The 16,445-nt window shown below is 67.9% G+C and carries 22 protein-coding genes and 1 tRNA gene; 9 read left to right on the top strand and 14 right to left on the bottom strand.

Annotated features, from left to right (window positions below; translation table 11 throughout):
• Positions 1-129: 129 nt before the first annotated feature.
• Positions 130-882: a PhzF family phenazine biosynthesis protein gene (locus IEZ09_RS11690; RefSeq protein ID WP_189253652.1), complete on the bottom strand. Its 753-nt coding sequence runs from the start codon at positions 880-882 to the stop codon at positions 130-132.
• Between the two features lie 31 nt (positions 883-913).
• On the opposite strand from IEZ09_RS11690, the gene IEZ09_RS11685 reads away from it, so the two are divergent.
• Positions 914-1,708: a GNAT family N-acetyltransferase gene (locus IEZ09_RS11685; protein WP_189253651.1), complete on the top strand. Its 795-nt coding sequence runs from the start codon at positions 914-916 to the stop codon at positions 1,706-1,708.
• 165 nt (positions 1,709-1,873) lie between these two features.
• A complete protein-coding gene (locus IEZ09_RS11680) occupies positions 1,874-2,083 on the top strand; it encodes a hypothetical protein (protein ID WP_229812460.1) in 210 nt (69 codons plus the stop codon).
• Positions 2,084-2,201: 118 nt separating this feature from the next.
• Here the strand turns inward: IEZ09_RS11680 and IEZ09_RS11675 are convergent, their stop codons facing one another.
• The 3 genes from IEZ09_RS11675 to IEZ09_RS11665 all read right to left on the bottom strand — a co-directional run bounded on the left by IEZ09_RS11675 (position 2,202) and on the right by IEZ09_RS11665 (position 4,261).
• The gene (locus IEZ09_RS11675; protein WP_229812459.1) at positions 2,202-2,627 is read right to left on the bottom strand and encodes a carboxymuconolactone decarboxylase family protein; all 426 of its coding nucleotides are present in this window, start codon (positions 2,625-2,627) and stop codon (positions 2,202-2,204) included.
• Positions 2,628-2,711: 84 nt separating this feature from the next.
• Entirely contained in the window at positions 2,712-3,446 is a 735-nt protein-coding gene (locus tag IEZ09_RS11670) for an SDR family NAD(P)-dependent oxidoreductase (protein ID WP_189253648.1), read from the bottom strand.
• Positions 3,443-4,261: an NAD(P)-dependent oxidoreductase gene (locus tag IEZ09_RS11665; RefSeq protein ID WP_229812458.1), complete on the bottom strand. Its 819-nt coding sequence runs from the start codon at positions 4,259-4,261 to the stop codon at positions 3,443-3,445. Before IEZ09_RS11665 ends, IEZ09_RS11670 begins: the two co-directional genes overlap by 4 nt.
• A gap of 83 nt (positions 4,262-4,344) precedes the next feature.
• Here IEZ09_RS11665 and IEZ09_RS11660 point away from each other — a divergent pair, with 83 nt between their 5' ends.
• A complete protein-coding gene (locus IEZ09_RS11660; RefSeq protein ID WP_189253647.1) occupies positions 4,345-4,698 on the top strand; it encodes a winged helix-turn-helix transcriptional regulator in 354 nt (117 codons plus the stop codon).
• Here the strand turns inward: IEZ09_RS11660 and IEZ09_RS11655 are convergent.
• From IEZ09_RS11655 to IEZ09_RS11645, 3 genes are all read right to left on the bottom strand, one after another.
• Complete coding sequence (locus IEZ09_RS11655) at positions 4,688-5,122, bottom strand: hypothetical protein (RefSeq protein WP_189253646.1); 435 nt, start codon at positions 5,120-5,122, stop codon at positions 4,688-4,690. The genes IEZ09_RS11660 and IEZ09_RS11655 overlap by 11 nt on opposite strands.
• Positions 5,094-5,759, bottom strand: a complete 666-nt coding sequence (locus tag IEZ09_RS11650; RefSeq protein WP_268247618.1) for a protein phosphatase 2C domain-containing protein — start codon at positions 5,757-5,759, stop codon at positions 5,094-5,096. The genes IEZ09_RS11655 and IEZ09_RS11650 overlap by 29 nt, the downstream gene beginning before the upstream one ends.
• 87 nt (positions 5,760-5,846) lie before the next feature.
• A tRNA-Tyr gene (locus tag IEZ09_RS11645) sits at positions 5,847-5,927 on the bottom strand.
• Between the two features lie 119 nt (positions 5,928-6,046).
• Between IEZ09_RS11645 and IEZ09_RS11640 the strand changes: the two genes are divergently transcribed.
• A complete protein-coding gene (locus IEZ09_RS11640) occupies positions 6,047-6,538 on the top strand; it encodes a YajQ family cyclic di-GMP-binding protein (protein ID WP_189253644.1) in 492 nt (163 codons plus the stop codon).
• Positions 6,535-7,407 (top strand): glucose-1-phosphate thymidylyltransferase RfbA, encoded by an 873-nt coding sequence (rfbA, locus tag IEZ09_RS11635; protein ID WP_189253643.1) that lies wholly within the window; start codon positions 6,535-6,537, stop codon positions 7,405-7,407. Before IEZ09_RS11640 ends, rfbA begins: the two co-directional genes overlap by 4 nt.
• Here the strand turns inward: rfbA and htpX are convergent.
• Genes htpX through IEZ09_RS11615 form a run of 4 tightly spaced genes read right to left on the bottom strand, consistent with a single transcriptional unit; the run spans position 7,404 to position 9,683 of the window.
• Positions 7,404-8,264 carry a zinc metalloprotease HtpX gene (gene htpX / locus IEZ09_RS11630; protein WP_189253642.1) on the bottom strand — a complete coding sequence of 287 codons (861 nt, stop codon included), beginning with the start codon at positions 8,262-8,264 and terminating at the stop codon, positions 7,404-7,406. The two genes, rfbA and htpX, sit on opposite strands and share 4 nt — an antisense overlap.
• Before the next feature lie 17 nt (positions 8,265-8,281).
• A complete protein-coding gene (locus IEZ09_RS11625) occupies positions 8,282-8,734 on the bottom strand; it encodes a 4Fe-4S binding protein (protein WP_189253641.1) in 453 nt (150 codons plus the stop codon).
• Positions 8,731-9,261 (bottom strand): NADH-quinone oxidoreductase subunit C, encoded by a 531-nt coding sequence (locus IEZ09_RS11620; RefSeq protein ID WP_189253640.1) that lies wholly within the window; start codon positions 9,259-9,261, stop codon positions 8,731-8,733. The genes IEZ09_RS11625 and IEZ09_RS11620 overlap by 4 nt, the downstream gene beginning before the upstream one ends.
• Positions 9,258-9,683 carry an NADH-quinone oxidoreductase subunit B gene (locus tag IEZ09_RS11615; protein WP_229812457.1) on the bottom strand — a complete coding sequence of 142 codons (426 nt, stop codon included), beginning with the start codon at positions 9,681-9,683 and terminating at the stop codon, positions 9,258-9,260. The genes IEZ09_RS11620 and IEZ09_RS11615 overlap by 4 nt, the downstream gene beginning before the upstream one ends.
• Before the next feature lie 225 nt (positions 9,684-9,908).
• On the opposite strand from IEZ09_RS11615, the gene IEZ09_RS11610 reads away from it, so the two are divergent.
• Both IEZ09_RS11610 and IEZ09_RS11605 read left to right on the top strand, forming a co-directional pair.
• Positions 9,909-10,940, top strand: coding sequence for a LysR family transcriptional regulator (locus tag IEZ09_RS11610; protein WP_189253639.1), 1,032 nt, complete (start codon positions 9,909-9,911; stop codon positions 10,938-10,940).
• Positions 10,937-13,474, top strand: a complete 2,538-nt coding sequence (locus IEZ09_RS11605) for a glycoside hydrolase family 2 protein (protein ID WP_189253638.1) — start codon at positions 10,937-10,939, stop codon at positions 13,472-13,474. The genes IEZ09_RS11610 and IEZ09_RS11605 overlap by 4 nt, the downstream gene beginning before the upstream one ends.
• 53 nt (positions 13,475-13,527) lie before the next feature.
• On the opposite strand, the gene IEZ09_RS11600 is transcribed toward IEZ09_RS11605, so the two are convergent.
• Together IEZ09_RS11600 and IEZ09_RS46320 are read right to left on the bottom strand one after the other, a co-directional pair.
• The gene (locus IEZ09_RS11600) at positions 13,528-13,677 is read right to left on the bottom strand and encodes a hypothetical protein (protein WP_189253637.1); all 150 of its coding nucleotides are present in this window, start codon (positions 13,675-13,677) and stop codon (positions 13,528-13,530) included.
• Positions 13,678-13,825: 148 nt separating this feature from the next.
• Positions 13,826-14,617 carry a transglycosylase SLT domain-containing protein gene (locus IEZ09_RS46320; RefSeq protein ID WP_229812456.1) on the bottom strand — a complete coding sequence of 264 codons (792 nt, stop codon included), beginning with the start codon at positions 14,615-14,617 and terminating at the stop codon, positions 13,826-13,828.
• A 530-nt stretch (positions 14,618-15,147) separates the two neighbouring features.
• Here IEZ09_RS46320 and IEZ09_RS11590 point away from each other — a divergent pair.
• Entirely contained in the window at positions 15,148-15,651 is a 504-nt protein-coding gene (locus tag IEZ09_RS11590; RefSeq protein WP_502255035.1) for an AAC(3) family N-acetyltransferase, read from the top strand.
• Between the two features lie 8 nt (positions 15,652-15,659).
• A complete protein-coding gene (locus IEZ09_RS11585) occupies positions 15,660-16,067 on the top strand; it encodes a hypothetical protein (RefSeq protein ID WP_189253635.1) in 408 nt (135 codons plus the stop codon).
• Here IEZ09_RS11585 and IEZ09_RS11580 read toward each other — a convergent pair whose 3' ends face one another.
• Positions 16,068-16,436: an SGNH/GDSL hydrolase family protein gene (locus IEZ09_RS11580; protein ID WP_189253634.1), complete on the bottom strand. Its 369-nt coding sequence runs from the start codon at positions 16,434-16,436 to the stop codon at positions 16,068-16,070.
• Between the last annotated feature and the right edge of the window lie 9 nt (positions 16,437-16,445).

Below are 16,445 nucleotides of genomic sequence, written 5' to 3'. Positions count from 1 at the left end.
ACCTCTAGGCGTGACTGAGGGGTCCCGCACTTGGCGATCAGGACCCCTCCAGGGGCACCAATGTACCCCGCTCGGGGGACGAAATGGCAGGTCGAGCACCCCGTGTGACTTCGATTCACCCAGACGTGGCTACACGCTCAGGTGCCCTCGAAGCACGGTCACGGCTTGCCCCGACAGCAGTACGCGATCTTGGGCAAGGGTCGCCCTGACGAACCCTCCGCGCGGCGACGCCTGCTCCGCCAGCAGGTCAGCGCGGTGAAGCCGAGGCACCCAATAGGACGCCAGGGTGCAGTGGGCCGAACCGGTGACGGGGTCCTCCGGGATGCCGGCGGCGGGATAAAAACACCGGCTCACGATGTCAGCCTCGCCGTCGCCGAGGGCCGTCACGATTACTCCGCGTGACGAGATCTGTGTCAGTCCTTGGACATCCGGTCGCAAGGAGCGGACCTCGGCGGCGCTTTCCAACTCGATCAGGTAGTCGAAGCGCCCACGCGACACGGACTTGATCGTCGCATGTGGCAGCGCTTCCGCTAGTCCGATTGGCGGGTCAGTCAACTCTGGAGGGTCCGCCGGGAAGTCCATCCGGATCCACCCGTTGTCGTTCACGCATGTGAGGACCCCGCTACGCGTGGTGAACTTCTGCTCTCCGCCCAGCACGTGCGCGGTGGCGAGCGTGGCGTGCCCGCAGAGGTCCACCTCCACCTCCGGCGTGAACCAGCGGAGGTGGTTGTCGGGGGTGACGAACGCCGTTTCGGCATGCTTCATCTCGGCTGCGACGTTCTGCATCCAGGCGTCGTCGCGAGGCTCGGTCAGGAGCACGACAGCGGCCGGGTTGCCCGCGAAGGGCTTGTCGGTGAACGAATCCACCACGTAGATCTCCACCCACCCGACCCTGCCATGTTCAGATGAGGTCGTGACGGCCAATTTCTCGTACCGCGAGGTGGATGAGGACTCCCTGTTGCCGACGTGGTCGGCGCTGCGGGCGCACAGCCTGACCTGGCAGCCCGGCTGGGACCTGCCCACGCTGCTCGACGAGTGGGAGACCCGGCTCACCGGCGTGGACGACCCGGACACCGCGGCGATCGTGACACTGCCGAGCCACGAGACCGCCGATGCGCTGCCCCTCGTCAGGCACGGGTTCGCGCCGCTGGTCGTGATCGCCGAGCGCCGCGCCGGTCATGCCGTTCCAGCCAGGCCGTCGGACGTGCGCATCCGGCCAGCGACGCACGCCGACCTGGACGTCGCGGTCGAGCTCAACCTCAACACCATCAGGTACGACGCCGCGTTCGGCATGGTCTCCGAACGCCCGAACAGCGCGCAGCACCTGCGGACCGCGCTGGCGGAGGTGCTGGACCGCCCCACCGAGTCGATGTGGCTCGCCGTCCGCGGCGACACGCCCGTCGGCATGGTCTACGTCGACATGCCGGAAGACGCGCTGTGGGTCGAGCGGTACGCGACCGGTCGCCCGTTCGCGTATCTCGGCCATCTCGGCGTGCGGCCCGACGCGCGCCGCAGCGGTGCGGGCAGCGCTCTCGTGGCACACGTGCACGACGTGCTCGACCGCTCAGGAGTGGCGTCGACGCTGCTCCACCACGCTCTGCCGAACCCGCGCTCGACGCCGTTCTGGTACTCGCACGGGTACCGGCCGGCCTGGACGCTGTGGGTCCGCCGGCCGGCTTTGCGCTCGTTCCCCGGCGTGTCTTCGTGACCCGAACGGCCTAGTGGGAGATGCTTGCCTCGTTCGCACAAGTGAAGAACCCGAACGAGCCCGTACTTGTGGAACGAATCCGGCCTCTATTTCGACAAAGGGGATAGCGGATTCGGACACCACACCTGGGGGGTCGAGATGGAACTCAGCGGAAGAGCAAGGTCGATGCTGCGAGCTGTCGCGGCAGGGCGTGCCGAGGTCACCGGCGGGACGGAACCCGAGCTGTACGTCGACGGACTGCCCTGCTGCGACCAGATGGCGACGCACGACCTCGTGCACGCGGGACTGCTGCGCCCCGCGCAGCCCACTTCGTTCGGCCGGCGCGTCTGCGCGGAACTGACCGACGACGGCCGGGCGGCACTCGCCGCCAGTTGATCGGCGTGTTGATCGCCCAGTGATCGAACATCTGTTCGACATGGGGTATGCTGCGCGCTGAGGCCGGCACGCAAGAGAGAGGAAGCTCTTGCGCGCCGGCTTCAACCTTCCTGAAGGCTCAGGCCACCTTCTGCTGCGTGGCGACGTTGAGCCGGTTCCACACGTTGATCGCGGAGATCGCGATCGTGAGCCCGCCGAGCTGTGCCTCACTCCAGTGCTTCGCCGCCTCGTTCCACGTGTCGTCGCTGACGTGCACGTGCGTCATCTCCTCGGCGAGCGCGAACGCCGCCTTCTCCGCGTCCGTGTAGTACGGCACGTCCCGCCAGCCGGCCACGGAGTAGATGCGCTCGTCCGTCTCGCCGGCCTTGCGCAGCAGCTTGCTGTGGTAGTCGATGCAGACCCCGCAGCTGTTGATGATGCTGACCCGCAGGTAGACCAGTTCCAGGAAGTTCTTGTCCAGCCCGGTCTTCTCCGCTGCCTCGGACAGCCCCAGAAGCGCCTGCATCGCGCCGGGCACGGTCATCATCGGGTTGGCGATCCTCATCTTCGTTCTCCCTGTCGTCATCGTCTTCTGCCCGGTTGACACGAGGCGCGACGGAGATGTGACAGGTTCTTCGAAGATTTTTTCTCAGGCGCTGATCCCCTGGCCGAGACCACCGTCGACGGCCAGCTCGGCGCCGGTTGTGAAGGTGGCGTCGAACGCCAGGAAGAGCACCGCGGCCGCCACCTCGTCCATCGAGCCGTGGCGCTTGAGCGGTGTGATGCGGTCGCCCTGCTCCTTGAACTGCTGCACCACCTCCTCCGGCACGCCGTACACGCCCATCGACGGCGTGTCGATGAAGCCGGGACTGACCACGTTCACCCGGACGTTCCTCGGCGCCAGCTCGGCGGCGAGGCCTCGCGCGAACGCCCTGACCGCGGCCTTGGCGCCCGCGTAGACGCTCAGGCCGGGCGAGCCCAGCGCGGTGGCGACGCTCGTGGTGAAGACGATCGAGCCACCTTCCCTGATGAGCGGCGCCAGCTGCTGGGCGGTGAAGAAGGCGCCCTTGGTGTTCACGTCGAACGTGCGGTCGTAGTCGGCCTCGGTGGTCGTGTCGAACGGCGTGAGCGTGGAGAAGCCGACGTTGATGAAGAGCAGGTCGATGTCGTGAAGCCGTTGTGCGACTTCGGTTTTCAGGGCGGCGATGTCGTCGAGGTCCGCCGCGTTCGACGCGATCGCGTGGGCCTTGATCCCCTCGGCCTTCTCGATGGTGCGGCCCGTCAGGACGACCTCGGCGCCTTCCTCGATCAGCCTGTCGACCACCGCGCGCCCCATGCCGTGCGTGCCGCCCGTGACGACGACCTTCTTGCCCAGGTACTTCACCGGATCACCTCGACGACGCTCGCGATGCTGTGTGCGCCGTGGCCCTTCTCCTGGGCACGCCGGAACAGGTCGTGCAGGGTCTCCGCCAGGGCCGTGTCGATGCCTTGCTGCGCGGCGGCGTCGGCGAGCATCCGCAGACCGGCGACGTTGATGTCCACAGCGGACACGTCGGTCTCGTACTCGCGGCGCTGGACCTCCTCGCCCATCTCGGGCAGAAGGGCCACCATCGCGTTCAGGAAGCCCACGGCCATCGGCGTGAACTGCCGCGGGGTGACGCCCTCGGTGCCCAGCAAGGCGACCGCTTGGAGGTAGCCGCCGAACACCGGCCACATGATGCCGAGCAGGGCCAGGTCGTACAGCGCGGCCATCCCGGCGTCCTCACCGAGGTAGACCGGCTCGCCGAACGCCTGCAGGACGTGATGCTCCTGCTGGCCGCTGTACAGGATCTGGGCCTGTGGCGTGCCGATCTGCTGCGGCACAGCCATGATCACGCCGTCGACGTAGTCCACGCCGTTGGCCTGCGCCCACCGCGCGGTGGCGCGGGCCTGCTCCGGCGTGCCGGAGGTCAGATTGACGAGCGTCTTGATGTTCTTGCCGAGCAACGGTTCCTGAACGTCGTAAGTGGACAGACAGGTGACGACGACGTCGGCTTCGAAGGCTTCCTCCGTTGTCGCGACCCGCTTGGTGTTCGGCGGAGCCGGCCTGTCCGACCGGTTCCACACGGTCACGTCGTAGCCCTCTTCGACGAGGGCGTTGGCGAGCGCGGTGCCCATCCGGCCGAGGCCGAGCACGCTCACGGTTTTCTTGATCCCCATGCCGGCAATGCTCGTTCTGCCACTGTCGAAGCGACAAGTACCTACTATTTTGTCAGGTACCCACTTTTTGGTAAGGATCCAGCATGCTGCCTCGGAAGTACTCGTGCGGACTCGACGCGGCCATCGACGTGATCGGCGGGAGGTGGAAGGCGCTGATCCTCTGGGCGCTGCACCACGGCCCGATGCGCACGGGCGAACTGCGCCGATCCGTGTCGGGCATCAGCGAGAAGATGCTCATCCAGGTGCTGCGGGAGCTGGAGGCGGACGAGATCGTCCACCGCGAGGTGTTCCACGAAGTGCCGCCCCGCGTCGAGTACTCGCTGACGAAGCAGGGCATGCGCCTGAACGAGGCGCTGCTGCCGCTGGGCGACTGGGGCGAGGAGAACATGCTCGCGATCGCACGCCGTCGTGGTGTCGAGCCCGCGCCTAGGCATTGAGCAGGCTGTCGGCGACCTCGCGCCAGTTGCGTGCGTCGGTTTTCCTGGTCCGCAGCCCGGGAACGGGCATGCCGTGCTCGTGCAGCCAGCGCAACAACGCCCCGCCGTCGGCGAGGACACCGTGACTGTCCCAGTCACCCCACGCGAGCGTGATCCCGTGGTGCAGCAGCACCACGGCGAGGCGCTCGCGTCGCGCGTCGAGCAGCTCGAACCGGACGTCTCCCATGCACGAGCACTCCATGCCGGGCCACGACCTCACCGCCATCGCCTCGCGCAGACGATCACGCTCGCCCGGCGGCGTGAGGTCCACGACGACGTCGCGCCGCCGAGCCGCGCGCACCTCGACGAGCCTGACATGAGCGGTGTCGCGCAGAACCGAGTCCAGCGCGGAACGCTCAGCGGTCGAGATACACGACCGTCGCATCGTCGGAAACCTTCTTGCGCGGCCAATCGACGGCCTTGACGTCTTCCTTTTCGACCTGGCGCATTTTGCGGATCAGATCGTCCGGCCCGTTCGCCGCCATCAGTTCGAGCGCCTTGGGCCAATCGAAGAGATTGAACAGGTCGACCGCACGAGCAGCGCCGTCGGAGAGGATCGCGACCCGCCGAACGTCCTGCAGCGGGATTTCCCCGGTGAGAGCGTGCTCGACATCGGCAGGGTCCGCCCCGGCCGTGCGATTGGTCGTCGTGTCGCTCACGACGTGCAGTTCGCGCTTGGTGTCGACCACGACGGTGGCGTCCCCCAGCACCAGGTACCGGAGCACGTCGTCCTTGAGCTGGACGAGGCCCACGGCCGCACTGGGGCTGTCGGGGTGATCGAGATCGCAGCTGCCGGAGTGCAGCTCGCGGGTCTGCTTGATGGCCTCTGCCAGCGCCGCAGCAGGGACGAGGTGCGCGAACCGCAGCAGTTCGGCAGCCAGCTGGTCGGCGAACCAGCCAACGCTGTGCACACAGCCGGTCTCCGGCTTGGCCGTCACGCCGTCCAGCACCGCGAGCAGGTTCGGGCCGACGAGCGCTCTGTCCTCGCTCGGCGCGGTCGATCTTCCCGCCTCGGTTGCCATCTGCGTGCGCACAGCATCCCCCTCGCGTCCGACCTGCGGTACGACGATGGGCCCCTGACCAGCTCGGTCAGAGGCCCATCGGTGCTGTGGCGGGTAGAGGATTCGAACCTCTGTAGCTTTCGCGACGGATTTACAGTCCGCTCCCATTGGCCGCTCGGGCAACCCGCCCCACACCGCCGTAACGGTGCGGGCAGAACAATACATAACCCCTTCGGGAGCCCCCAAATCGGGGTGCCCCAGTAGCATCGACGCAGGCTGTGACCCCGAGATCGTTGAGGAGTGAAGTCGTGGCGGACCCGTCGTTCGACGTGGTGAGCAAGGTGGACCGGCAGGAGGTCGACAACGCGCTCAACCAGGCGGCCAAGGAGCTGAGCACGCGCTTCGACTTCCGCGGGACCAACACCACAGTGGCCTGGGCCGGCGAGGAGGCGATCACCTTCACCTCCGAGACCGAGGAGCGCTGCAAGGCGGCGATCGACGTCTTCCAGGAGAAGCTGGTCAAGCGCAACATCTCGATGAAGGCGTTCGAGGTGGGCGAGCCCGCGGTGTCCGGAAAGGTGTTCAAGGTCACGGGAAATCTCGTGCAGGGCATCTCGTCGGAGAAGGCCAAGGAGATCGCGAAGAAGATCCGCGACGAGGGCCCCAAGGGCGTTCAGGCGCAGATCCAGGGTGACCAGCTGCGGGTGTCCGGCAAGAAGAAGGACCACCTGCAGGACGTCATCGCCCTGCTCAAGGGCCACGACTTCGGCATCGCCCTCCAGTTCACCAACTACCGGTGAAGGGCATCGTCCTCGCCGGTGGCAGTGGGACCCGCCTGCACCCGATCACGCAGGCGGTCTCCAAGCAGCTGCTGCCGGTGTACGACAAGCCGATGATCTACTACCCGCTGTCGGTGCTCATGCTGGCCGGCATCCGGGAAGTGCTGATCATCTCCACGCCGACCGACTTACCGCTGTTCCGGCGGCTGCTGGGCGACGGGTCCCAGTGGGGCATGAGCTTCGCCTACGCCGAGCAGGCCGCGCCCAACGGGCTCGCGGAGGCGTTCATCATCGGCGCCGACTTCGTCGGGGACGACGACGTGGCGCTGGTGCTGGGCGACAACATCTTCTACGGCCGCGGTTTCTCGAGCACGCTGCAGCACCACGCGTCCACTGTGGACGGGTGCGTGCTGTTCGGGTACCAGGTCAAGGATCCCGAGCGGTACGGCGTGGGCGAGGTCGACGCGACCGGCAAGCTGCTGTCCATCGAGGAGAAGCCACAGCAGCCGAAGTCGAACCGGGCGATCACCGGGCTCTACTTCTACGACAACGGTGTGGTGGACATCGCCCGCAACCTCAAGCCGTCGTCGCGCGGCGAGCTGGAGATCACCGACGTCAACCTCACGTACCTGCGCGAGGGGCGGGCGCAGCTCGTGGACCTGAGCCGCGGGTTCGCGTGGCTCGACACCGGCACGCACGACTCGCTGCTCGAGGCCGGGCAGTTCGTGCAGGTGCTGGAGCACCGGACCGGTGTGCGCATCGCGTGTCCCGAGGAGATCGCGCTGCGCATGGGCTTCATCTCGGCGCAGGAGTGCTACGCGCTCGGCGAGAAGCTCGGCAAGTCCGGGTACGGCGAGTACCTCATGGCGGTGGCCAAGGCTGGGCGTTAGCGTCGGGCCATCTCTTCGAGCCTGCGGATGCGGTCGGCGATCGGCGGGTGGGTCGAGAACCACTTCGCGAACTGCTCCCCCGAGCGGAACGGGTTCGCGATCATCAGGTGGCTCTGCGACACCACCTCCGGCTCCGGTGCGAGCGGCGCCGCCCGCGTCCCCAGCTCGATCTTGCGCAACGCGCTCGCCAGCGCCAGCGGGTCGCCGGTGAGCTCGGCGCCGGACTGGTCGGCCTGGAACTCGCGCGAGCGGCTCACGGCCAGGCGCACCACGGTGGCCGCGACCGGGCCGAGCAGCGCGATCAGCAGCAGGCCCAACGGCCCAGGGCCGTCGTCGTCATCGCCCGCGCCGAAGATGCCGGCGAGCATCGCGAGGTTCGCGAGCATCGTGATCACGCCCGCGAGCGCACCCGCGACGCAGCTGATCAGGATGTCGCGGTTGTAGACGTGGGCGAGCTCGTGGCCGAGCACGGCGCGCAGCTCGCGTTCGTCGAGCAGCTCCAGGATGCCCGTGGTGCAGCACACGGCCGCGTTGCGCGGGTTCCTGCCGGTCGCGAACGCGTTCGGCGCGATGGTGGGGCTCAGGTACAGCCTCGGCATGGGCTGGCGCGCCTTCTGCGACAGCTCCCGCACGATCGCGAAGAGCACGGGCTGCTCGACCTGCGACACGGGCACCGCCCGCATCGCGCGCAGCGCGATCCTGTCGGAGTTGAAGTACGCGTAGGCGTTCACGCCCAAGGCCAACAGCAGGCCGATGACCAGTGCCGTCCGGCCGAACAAGCCGCTGATCACGATGATCAGCGCGCTCATCCCGCCGAGCAGCGCGGCCGTCTTCAACCCGTTGAAGTGCTTGTGCACGGTTCCGCCTCCGGGTTTTACGTCCTACCTCTCAACGACCCTGGGCGCCTTCCGGTTCCGGGCGCCGTCTCCGGCGCGGCCTCGGCAGCGGGGTCCAGCGGTGGTGGCGGCGGCACCTTCTCGACCCACGTGGCGAGCACGTCCCGTTCGTGGACCAGCTCCGCGACGGCGCCCTCGCCCTCGATCGAGCCCGTTCCCGGATAGCCGAACTCCGGTGCCCAGTGCAGGGCGTCGAACGGGCAGACCTCGACGCAGATGCCGCAGTAGAGACACTGGCCGTAGTCGATCGCGAACCGGTCGAGCACGTTGCGGCTGCGCGGCCTGGCCGAGCCGGGCTGCTGCTCGACCTCGGTGTGCGAGGTGATGTGGATGCACCAGTCGGGGCACTCGCGCGCGCAGATCATGCAGACCGTGCAGTTGGCCTCCAACAGCGCGATGACGCCCCTCGTCCGCGGCGGAAGGCTGGTCATGACGTGCTCTCCTCTTCACGGCGCGGGCCCCACGACGGGTCGGGCACGCCAGGCGGTGCGGTGCGGCGGCGGCTCGGGGCGCTCGTGTTGTCCTCGCCCGGTTCGAGCCTGCCCGGCCACGGGCGCACGACGCGGGAGGCCAGCACGAAGTCCTTGCGCAGCGGGTGGCCCTCGAAGCTGTCGGGCAGCAGCAGGTGCTCGGGCTTGCCGTCGACGGTGAGCCCGAACATCTCCGCGGCCTCGCGCTCGTGCCAGTGCGCGCCCTTCCACAGGTGGGCGACGCTCGGCAGCGCGTCGTCGGGGCCCAGCTCGGTCCGCAGCATCACGCCCTCGCGCGTCTGCGGGTCGATGACGTGCAGGAACACCGCGTGGCGCTGGCCGACCGCGCCGGGGCGGCCCGCGTCCTCGACGCCGAGCCAGTCGAACATCACGAAGCCTTCGTCGTGGTGCCGCGTGGCGGTGGCGAGCCAGTCCGCGAGCTCGACGTGGTGGACCGTCTGACCGAACGCGGTCTTCGCGGTGCTCACGCGTTCACCAGACCGTGCAGGGCCTTGAGGCCTTCGAGCAGCGCTTCGGGGCGCGGCGGGCAGCCGGGCACCGCGACGTGGACCGGCAGAGCCTGGTCGATGCCCTTGGTGACGCTGTAGGAGTCCCAGTACGGGCCGCCGGTGTTGCTGCAGGCGCCCACGGAGATCACGTAGCGAGGTTCGGGCATGGCCTCGAAACTGCGGATGACAGCGGGCAACATGACGTCCGTGACGGTGCCGGAGACGACGAGCACGTGCGCCTCGCCCGCGCCGTCGACCGGCGTGACGCCGAGGCCGGGAAGGCGGTCGAGAGCAGCCATCACTTCGACTCCGCAGCAGGCGAGCCCGAGTTCGAGGACGGTGACCCGGTAGGTGGTGCCCCAGTTCAGGACAACGCTGTCCGGGCGAGCGGAAACGGTCACAACCAGCGAGGGTAATACTTGGGGGTCCACCAGCTTGCGCCTGGCGGACCCCCACCCCCCAATGATTCCCCCCGGAATCGGCTCCCACGCGTGGTCGCCGCGGATAGCTTTGTACACCGCGCCATAAGTGTCCAGAGATTTGCGAACAGGATCTGCAGATCATTTCCCTGCGAAATGCGGTCAAGTTCAGTTCAACTGATCGGTAGAACACCAGAGAGGGTTCCGATGTCCGGCTCGTCCCAGTTGGTGCTCCCCACGAGCACCTCCCTGCACCGCCTGCTGAACATGCCCGGCGCTCTCCTGGATACCACGATGGACCAGCTCAGGACCCTGTTAACCGTTCACGAGACCCGATCGGCGCTGCGGGCGGCACGGGCGCTGGGGCGCGAGCAGTCGAGCGTGCAGAAGCAGCTCGACACGTTGAACAGGAACTTCCAGCAACTGTGCGGTGAACCGCTGGTGGTGAAGCAGGGACGCGGAAAGGACGTGCTGTTCACGCCGACCGGTGAGTCGCTCGTCGAATTGGCGCGGGACACGCTCGCGGAGTGGCTCGACGGAATTCACGAGTGCCGCCGCAAGCTCGGCACGACGGTCACCGTCGGCACCACGCGATACATGCTCGACACGCTCGCGAAGGCGTGGCACCACGTCGCCGACGAGTTCCGCGAGCGCGACGTGGACCTCAAGGTCGTGCACATCCGCACCAAGGACATCTGGACAAAGCTCGAGACGCGCGAGGTCGACGTGGTGTGCGGCAGCGTCGTGACGCGGGCGGGCGCCGGCTGGGAGCGCCCCGAGTTCGACGTCATCGAATGGCGGCGCGGCGGCCTCGCGTTGCTGACGAACCTGCCGGAGACGGTTGTCGGCGACCGGGTCCGCGTACCTCACCTGAGGTCGCTGCCGTTGGTGGTGCCGGGGGCGGGGCTGATCGCGGAGTTCCTGCGGGGCTGGTTCGGGCCCGACTACCGCCAGGGGCTCGACATCGCGGCCGAGATCGACGAGATCCAGTACGGCATCTCACTGCTGCGTTCGAACCTCGTCCAGGGAGCCATGATCGTGACGTCTGGCTTGGGCGTGGTGGCGTCGAACAACGAACTGAGGGAGGGCGGCGGGCTCCGCGTCGTCGAGCTCTCAGACGACTCGCTGGAGCGGCTCGTGGGCGTCTTCGCCCGAACGGACGAGCTGTCGAAGCATCCGGCGGATCACCCCCTCAACCTGCTGTGGGCAGCCTTCCGATCGGAGGCTCCGGCACAGTGAGACGCCTCGCGCTGGCCCTGCTGCTGATCGTGGCGAGCTGCGTGCCCGCGACGGTGACGCGCGCACAGCCCGACTTCGCGGCCCCGACGGCCACGGGTGAGGTGACGAGCTTCCCCGACTGGAGGCTGCGATCGTCGTCGGACGTGCCGGTGGGCGGAGACGTCGTTTCCCGGCCGGAGTACGACGACGAGGCCTGGACGACAGTGCCGCGCCGCTCCACGGTCCTCGGCGGGCTCGTGGCAGCCGGGCGCTACCCGGACATCCACTACTCGACGAACATGCGCGACAAGGTCAACGCGGGGCACTTCACCGTGCCGTGGTGGTACCGCAAGACGTTCCTCTCGAACTCGCTCGCCGGTTCGCGCACGTTCCTGCGGCTGCCCGGCGGCATCATCCCGAGCGCGGAGATCTGGCTCAACGGAGTCATGATCGCCGGTCCGGACGTGGTGGCGGGCGCGTACCCGGCGCACGACTTCGAGGTGCCGTTGCGCGCGGGAGTGAACGCCCTGGCCATCAAGGTCTTCCCCGCCGACAGCTACGAGCAGTTCACCCTCGACTTCCTCGACTGGAGCCAGCCTCCGCCGGACAACAGCATGGGTGTGTGGCGCGATGTGCAGCTGGTGCGCACCGGCCCGGTCTCCCTGCACAACGCGCGCGTGCTCACGTCGTTGGCCGTGCCGTCGCTGGACACCGCCGAGCTCACGATCAAGGCGGAAGTCACCAACCACACCTCCTCCGACGTCGAGGTGCTGGTGCGCGGGTCGGCCGACGGGCCGTTCGAGGAAAAGGTGAAGGTTCCCGCGATGGGCACCGCGACCGTGGAGACCAAGCAGTACGTGGAGCGCCCGCGTGTGTGGTGGCCGTACGCGATGGGTGACCAGCCGCTGTACCGGTTGGAGCTGGAGGCCTCCGTCGGCGGCCGCACGTCCGACCGGACCGCCAAGGACTTCGGCATCAGGCACGTCCGCTCGTTCCTGAACGCGGACGGCGCGCAGGCGTTCGAGATCAACGGCAGGCCGTTCCAGGTGCGCGGCGCCGGCTGGGTACCGGACCTGTTCCTGCGCGACAACCGGCAACGCGTGCGCGACGAGCTGTCCTACGTCCGCGACCTCGGCCTGAACACGCTGCGGCTCGAGGGCAAGGAGGAGCACGAGGAGTTCTACGAGCTCGCCGACCGCATGGGCATCGTGCTGATGCCGGGCTGGGAGTGCTGCTCGAAGTGGCAGCACTACGAGAAGTGGAGCCAGGCGGACTTCGCGGTGGCCCGCGCGTCCGCGGTGACGGAGGGCTTCCGGCTGCAGAACCACCCGTCGGTGCTGAGCTTCTACCTCGGCAGCGACACCGCGCCGCCGCCGGAGGTCGAGAAGACGTACCTGGACGCGTTCGCGTCGACGGACTGGTCGTTGCCGCTGCTCCCGTCGATCGGGCCGTGGGCGAGCGAGACGCTCGGCCCGTCGGGGCACAAGGGAGCGGGCCCGTACTGGTGGGTGCCGCCGAACTTCTTCTACGGCGAGGTGGCCGGTGGCGCGTTCGGCTTCGAGGGCGAGAACGGCCCCGGCGCGGCGATCCCCGAGCTGGCGGCGCTGAAGTCGTTCATGACCGACTCCGAGCTCGAGGCGCTGTGGCGTGATCCCGACTCGGTGCAGTACCACCTGTCGTGGTCGACCTGGTTCAACCACCTCGGCGACTTCTGGCACTCGCTGGCGACGCGTTACGGCGCGCCTACGTCGTTGGAAGACTTCGTGCGCAAGGCGCAGCTGATGAACTACGAGGTCAACCGCGCGCAGTTCGAGGCGCACGGCCGCAACGGACTGCGGCCGGTGAATCCCTCGACCGGCGACATCTACTGGCTGCTGAACAACGCCCAGCCGGAGCTCTACTGGCACCTGTTCGACTACTCGATGACGCCCAGCGGCGGGTACTTCGGCGCGCGCAAGGGTCTGCGTCCCACCCACGTGCAGTACTCCTACGACGACAACACGGTATGGGCACTCGGCGCGGTCGACGGCATGAACGTGCAGACGACCGTGTTCGAACTGGACGGCACCGTGCGTTCGGACTCGACCGTGCCTGTGTCGGGGCCTGGTGCCGTCGACAAGGTGACGTTGGGTGCCTCTCGCACCTATCTGGTGCGCCTGCTGCTGCGCGACGCGTCGGGGAACGTCGTCGACCGCAACGTCTACTGGCTCTCCAGCTCACCGGACGTGACGGACCTCGGCAGTTCCACCTGGTACCACCTGCCGCAGACGTCCTACGCGGACTTCACCGGCCTGATGTCGCTGCCGCGCGGCAAACTCTCCGTGTCGTCCACCGTCAGCGGCACCCGTGCGGACGTCACCCTCACGAACGACAGCAGCTCGGTGGCGTTCTTCACGAGGGTGAGCATCCACAAGGGGCCGGGAGGGCCGGAGATCGCCCCAGCGCTGTGGACGGACAACTACGTGACGCTCTGGCCAGGGGAAACGGTGACGGTCTCCGCGTCGTACCGGGAAGAGCTGCTGGGCGGGGCCACCCCGACCGTCGAGGTCGGCTGATTCTGCCTTCCAGAACAGAAACGCCCCGGCCGCGGCCGGGGCGTTTCCTGTCCTTACTTCTTCGCGGGTGTCATGGCGTCGTGCTCAGGCTTCCGCTGCTCGACTTTGGGGCGTTGCTGGGCTTTGGCCATCTTGGCCAGCCAGTTCGTCGCCTCCGAGCGGATTTTCGCCAGCTCGTCGTCGCGTGCCTGTTGCTCGTTCATCGGCCACTCCCTGCGTTCGGGAAATCGCTTCGATGGGAGCACTACCGGGCGTGTGCCCGCTAGGGCCGCCATGCTTGTGGGTGAACCTGTTTGACAGCATCGCCCGCTGATGGGTTTCACGCACCCCGGCACGGCGAAACTGGCGTCTTTAGTACCCCCGGTACCCGCCACCCAGGTTCATGCTGACCAGCCCGGGGTGGTTGTGGAAGCCGCCGTAGCGGGCGTAGGTGTAGCGCACGCCCGCGATGATGTTGTCGACCGGCGCGAGGATGTTGTCGTAGCCGGGGAGCTTGTACGCGCGGAACGTCGGGTCGATGCACTGCATCAGGCCCTTGGACGGAGTACCGCGCAGCGCGTTGGAGTCCCAGTTGTTGACGGCGTTGGGGTTGCCGTTCGACTCCTTCATGATGATCGTGTAGATCTCGTCGACACTGCTGTTGTCGATGTTCGTGCCGTTGGCCTGCAGGACCTTGATGGCTTCCTTGATCCAGCCCTCGATCTCGCGCTGCTTGGCGGGCTTGCGCATCTCCGCCTGACGCTCGGCCTCGGCCTTGGCCGCCGCCTCGCGCTGGGCGTGCGCGTCCGCGGCGGCCTTGGTGGCCTGCTCGAAGGCCTGCTGGGCGTACATCTGCTGGAACTGCAGCAGACGACCGACCTCTCCACCGGGGTTCACGTCGTGGATGGTCTTGACCGTCTGGGCCTCGTGGTCCGGAATCGCACCGAACTCGGCCCCAGCGGCGAGCTCGCTGGAGGAGCCGCTGGTGGCGGCGTTGGCGATCGCTGCGGTGCCTGCGGCGACACCTGCTGCGACGACGATGGCGCTCACGCGGTGAGCGAGCGGGACCTTGTCGTCCTCGGCGCGATGCGCGCCGGCCTTCACATCTGCTTTGGGCACGACCGTGTACACGGTGCGGCCGGCAGCCTTGCTGTGCCGGGCCAAGGGGGAGCCTCCTGCGTCGGGGAGCTTGGTCTCCGGCACACCTGGGCGGGGGATCCCAGGGGACTTTGGACCCTGCGTGACGCAGTTCCTGTGTCCTGCCGGTGACCAAACCGTTATCGGCGGGCGAGAACGTAACCTCGCGTCACGAGCGCAGGCAAGCTTCAGCGCCCGTTGGGTGACTCTCGTCACGTTTTCGATGAGTTGGGCTATCCGCTGCTAACAGACAGTCAGCGAGCCACTTGCATCCTGCTTAAGTTCATCGTTGCCTCCTGACGAACTGGCGGAGCTGTCTGTTAGTTCGGTGTGAGCCTGGCTCTCGTTATGGGTTACGTCGACGACCACGCGATCGAGTGACATGGTCACGGTATGTAGTTTTGGGTGAGGACATGGGGCTGACCTGCGAGGACTTGATCGCTGGATGGCGTGCTCTGAGAGCGGTCGGCGACGTTCCCCTGGTCGTGCATTCGTCGCTTTCCCGTCTCGGAGAGGTGTACGGAGGCGCGGCGACCGTGGTTCAGAGCTTGTTGGCCGTGACGCCGACGCTCGTCGTGCCAGCCTTCCGCAATGCGCCGATGGGAGCAGTCGCCGCGTGCGTCGAAGCGATGCCTTCCGCGCTGCTGTCGTCCCACCCGATCGTGCCGGTGGCGGCGGTCGGACGTGATGCCGCGGCCGTCGTCCGATCGCAGCCGTTGGCTTTCGCGCTGGGCCGGGAGTCGCCGTTCGACGTCCTGCACTCGCTGGACGGGCAGATCCTGCTGATCGGCGTTGATCACACGCGGAACAGCTTCCTGCACCACTGCGAGGCGCTCACACCGTCGCCACGGCTGCAGAAGCGGGTGATCGGGCCGGACCTCGTGGTGGACGACGTGGCCGGGGACTACGGGCGGTTCTTTCCCGTCGTGGGGCGTGAGTTCGAGGAGGCGTTCGGCATCGAGCCGCGGAAGGTGGGGGCGGCGGAGTGCCGGCTGATCCCGATGCGGCCCTTCCGTGAGTTCGCCGTGCGTCGGCTGACCGAACTGCTGGCATCGGCATGATGGAGGTCATGGGGGATCAAGAGGACCGGCGCCGCGCCGCGCGGGAGGCCGTGCTGCAGGCCCGTGCGGAGGCCGAGCGCCCTTGGTGGCAGCGACGGCTCTTCGCGTGGTTCTTCGCGCTGCCGTCCCGGTTCTGGCGCTCGCTGAAGTGGTGGGGACACGAGCTGGAGGAGGCCGTGTTCGAGGCGCTGCTGGGCCTGGTGGTCGTCGGCTTCGTGGTCGCGGTCTGGCTGCTCACGTCGTGGGCCTGGCAGACCGCCCCGGTGCCGACCGCCGTGCTGATCGCGGGCGCGGTGGCGTTCCTGACGTTCGGCGCTGTGGAGTTCTTCCGCGACCGCAGACGAGGGCGGCTGGCGGCGACCGCGGTCACCGCCTTCTGCTTCGTCGCCCTGTGGGTCACGCCCTACCTGTTGTAGCTAGGCGCGCTGCTGCTCCAGCGCCTTGAGCGCCCAGTCGGCGCTGTCGGTCGGGCCGGAGTTGAACGCGATGACGGCCTGCGGCTGGTGCCGGTGCACGAGGTTGACGACGGTCTGGAAGAGCTCCAGCACCTCCGCGGGCTTGCGGATGCCCCCGCCGACCACGACAGCGTCGTACGGCTTGCGCTTCAGGTGCTCGACGACCGTGGCGGCGGCGTCCGGGTCGCCGTAGCCGATCAGGCACTGCTCCTCCGCCATCCCGAGGTCCGCGAAGCGCCTGCTGCCTTCCTCCAGCTGTGCGGCAACGGCACCCGGCGGGAAGCCGGGGATGGTGTCGGGGGCGAAACCGATGAGAAGAACGTCAGGCATGCCCTCGAC

The organism is Lentzea flava (assembly GCF_014648475.1).
In the GTDB taxonomy this organism is placed as follows: Bacteria; Actinomycetota; Actinomycetes; order Mycobacteriales; family Pseudonocardiaceae; genus Lentzea; species Lentzea flava.
This window is presented reverse-complemented; position numbering and strand designations above follow the sequence as displayed.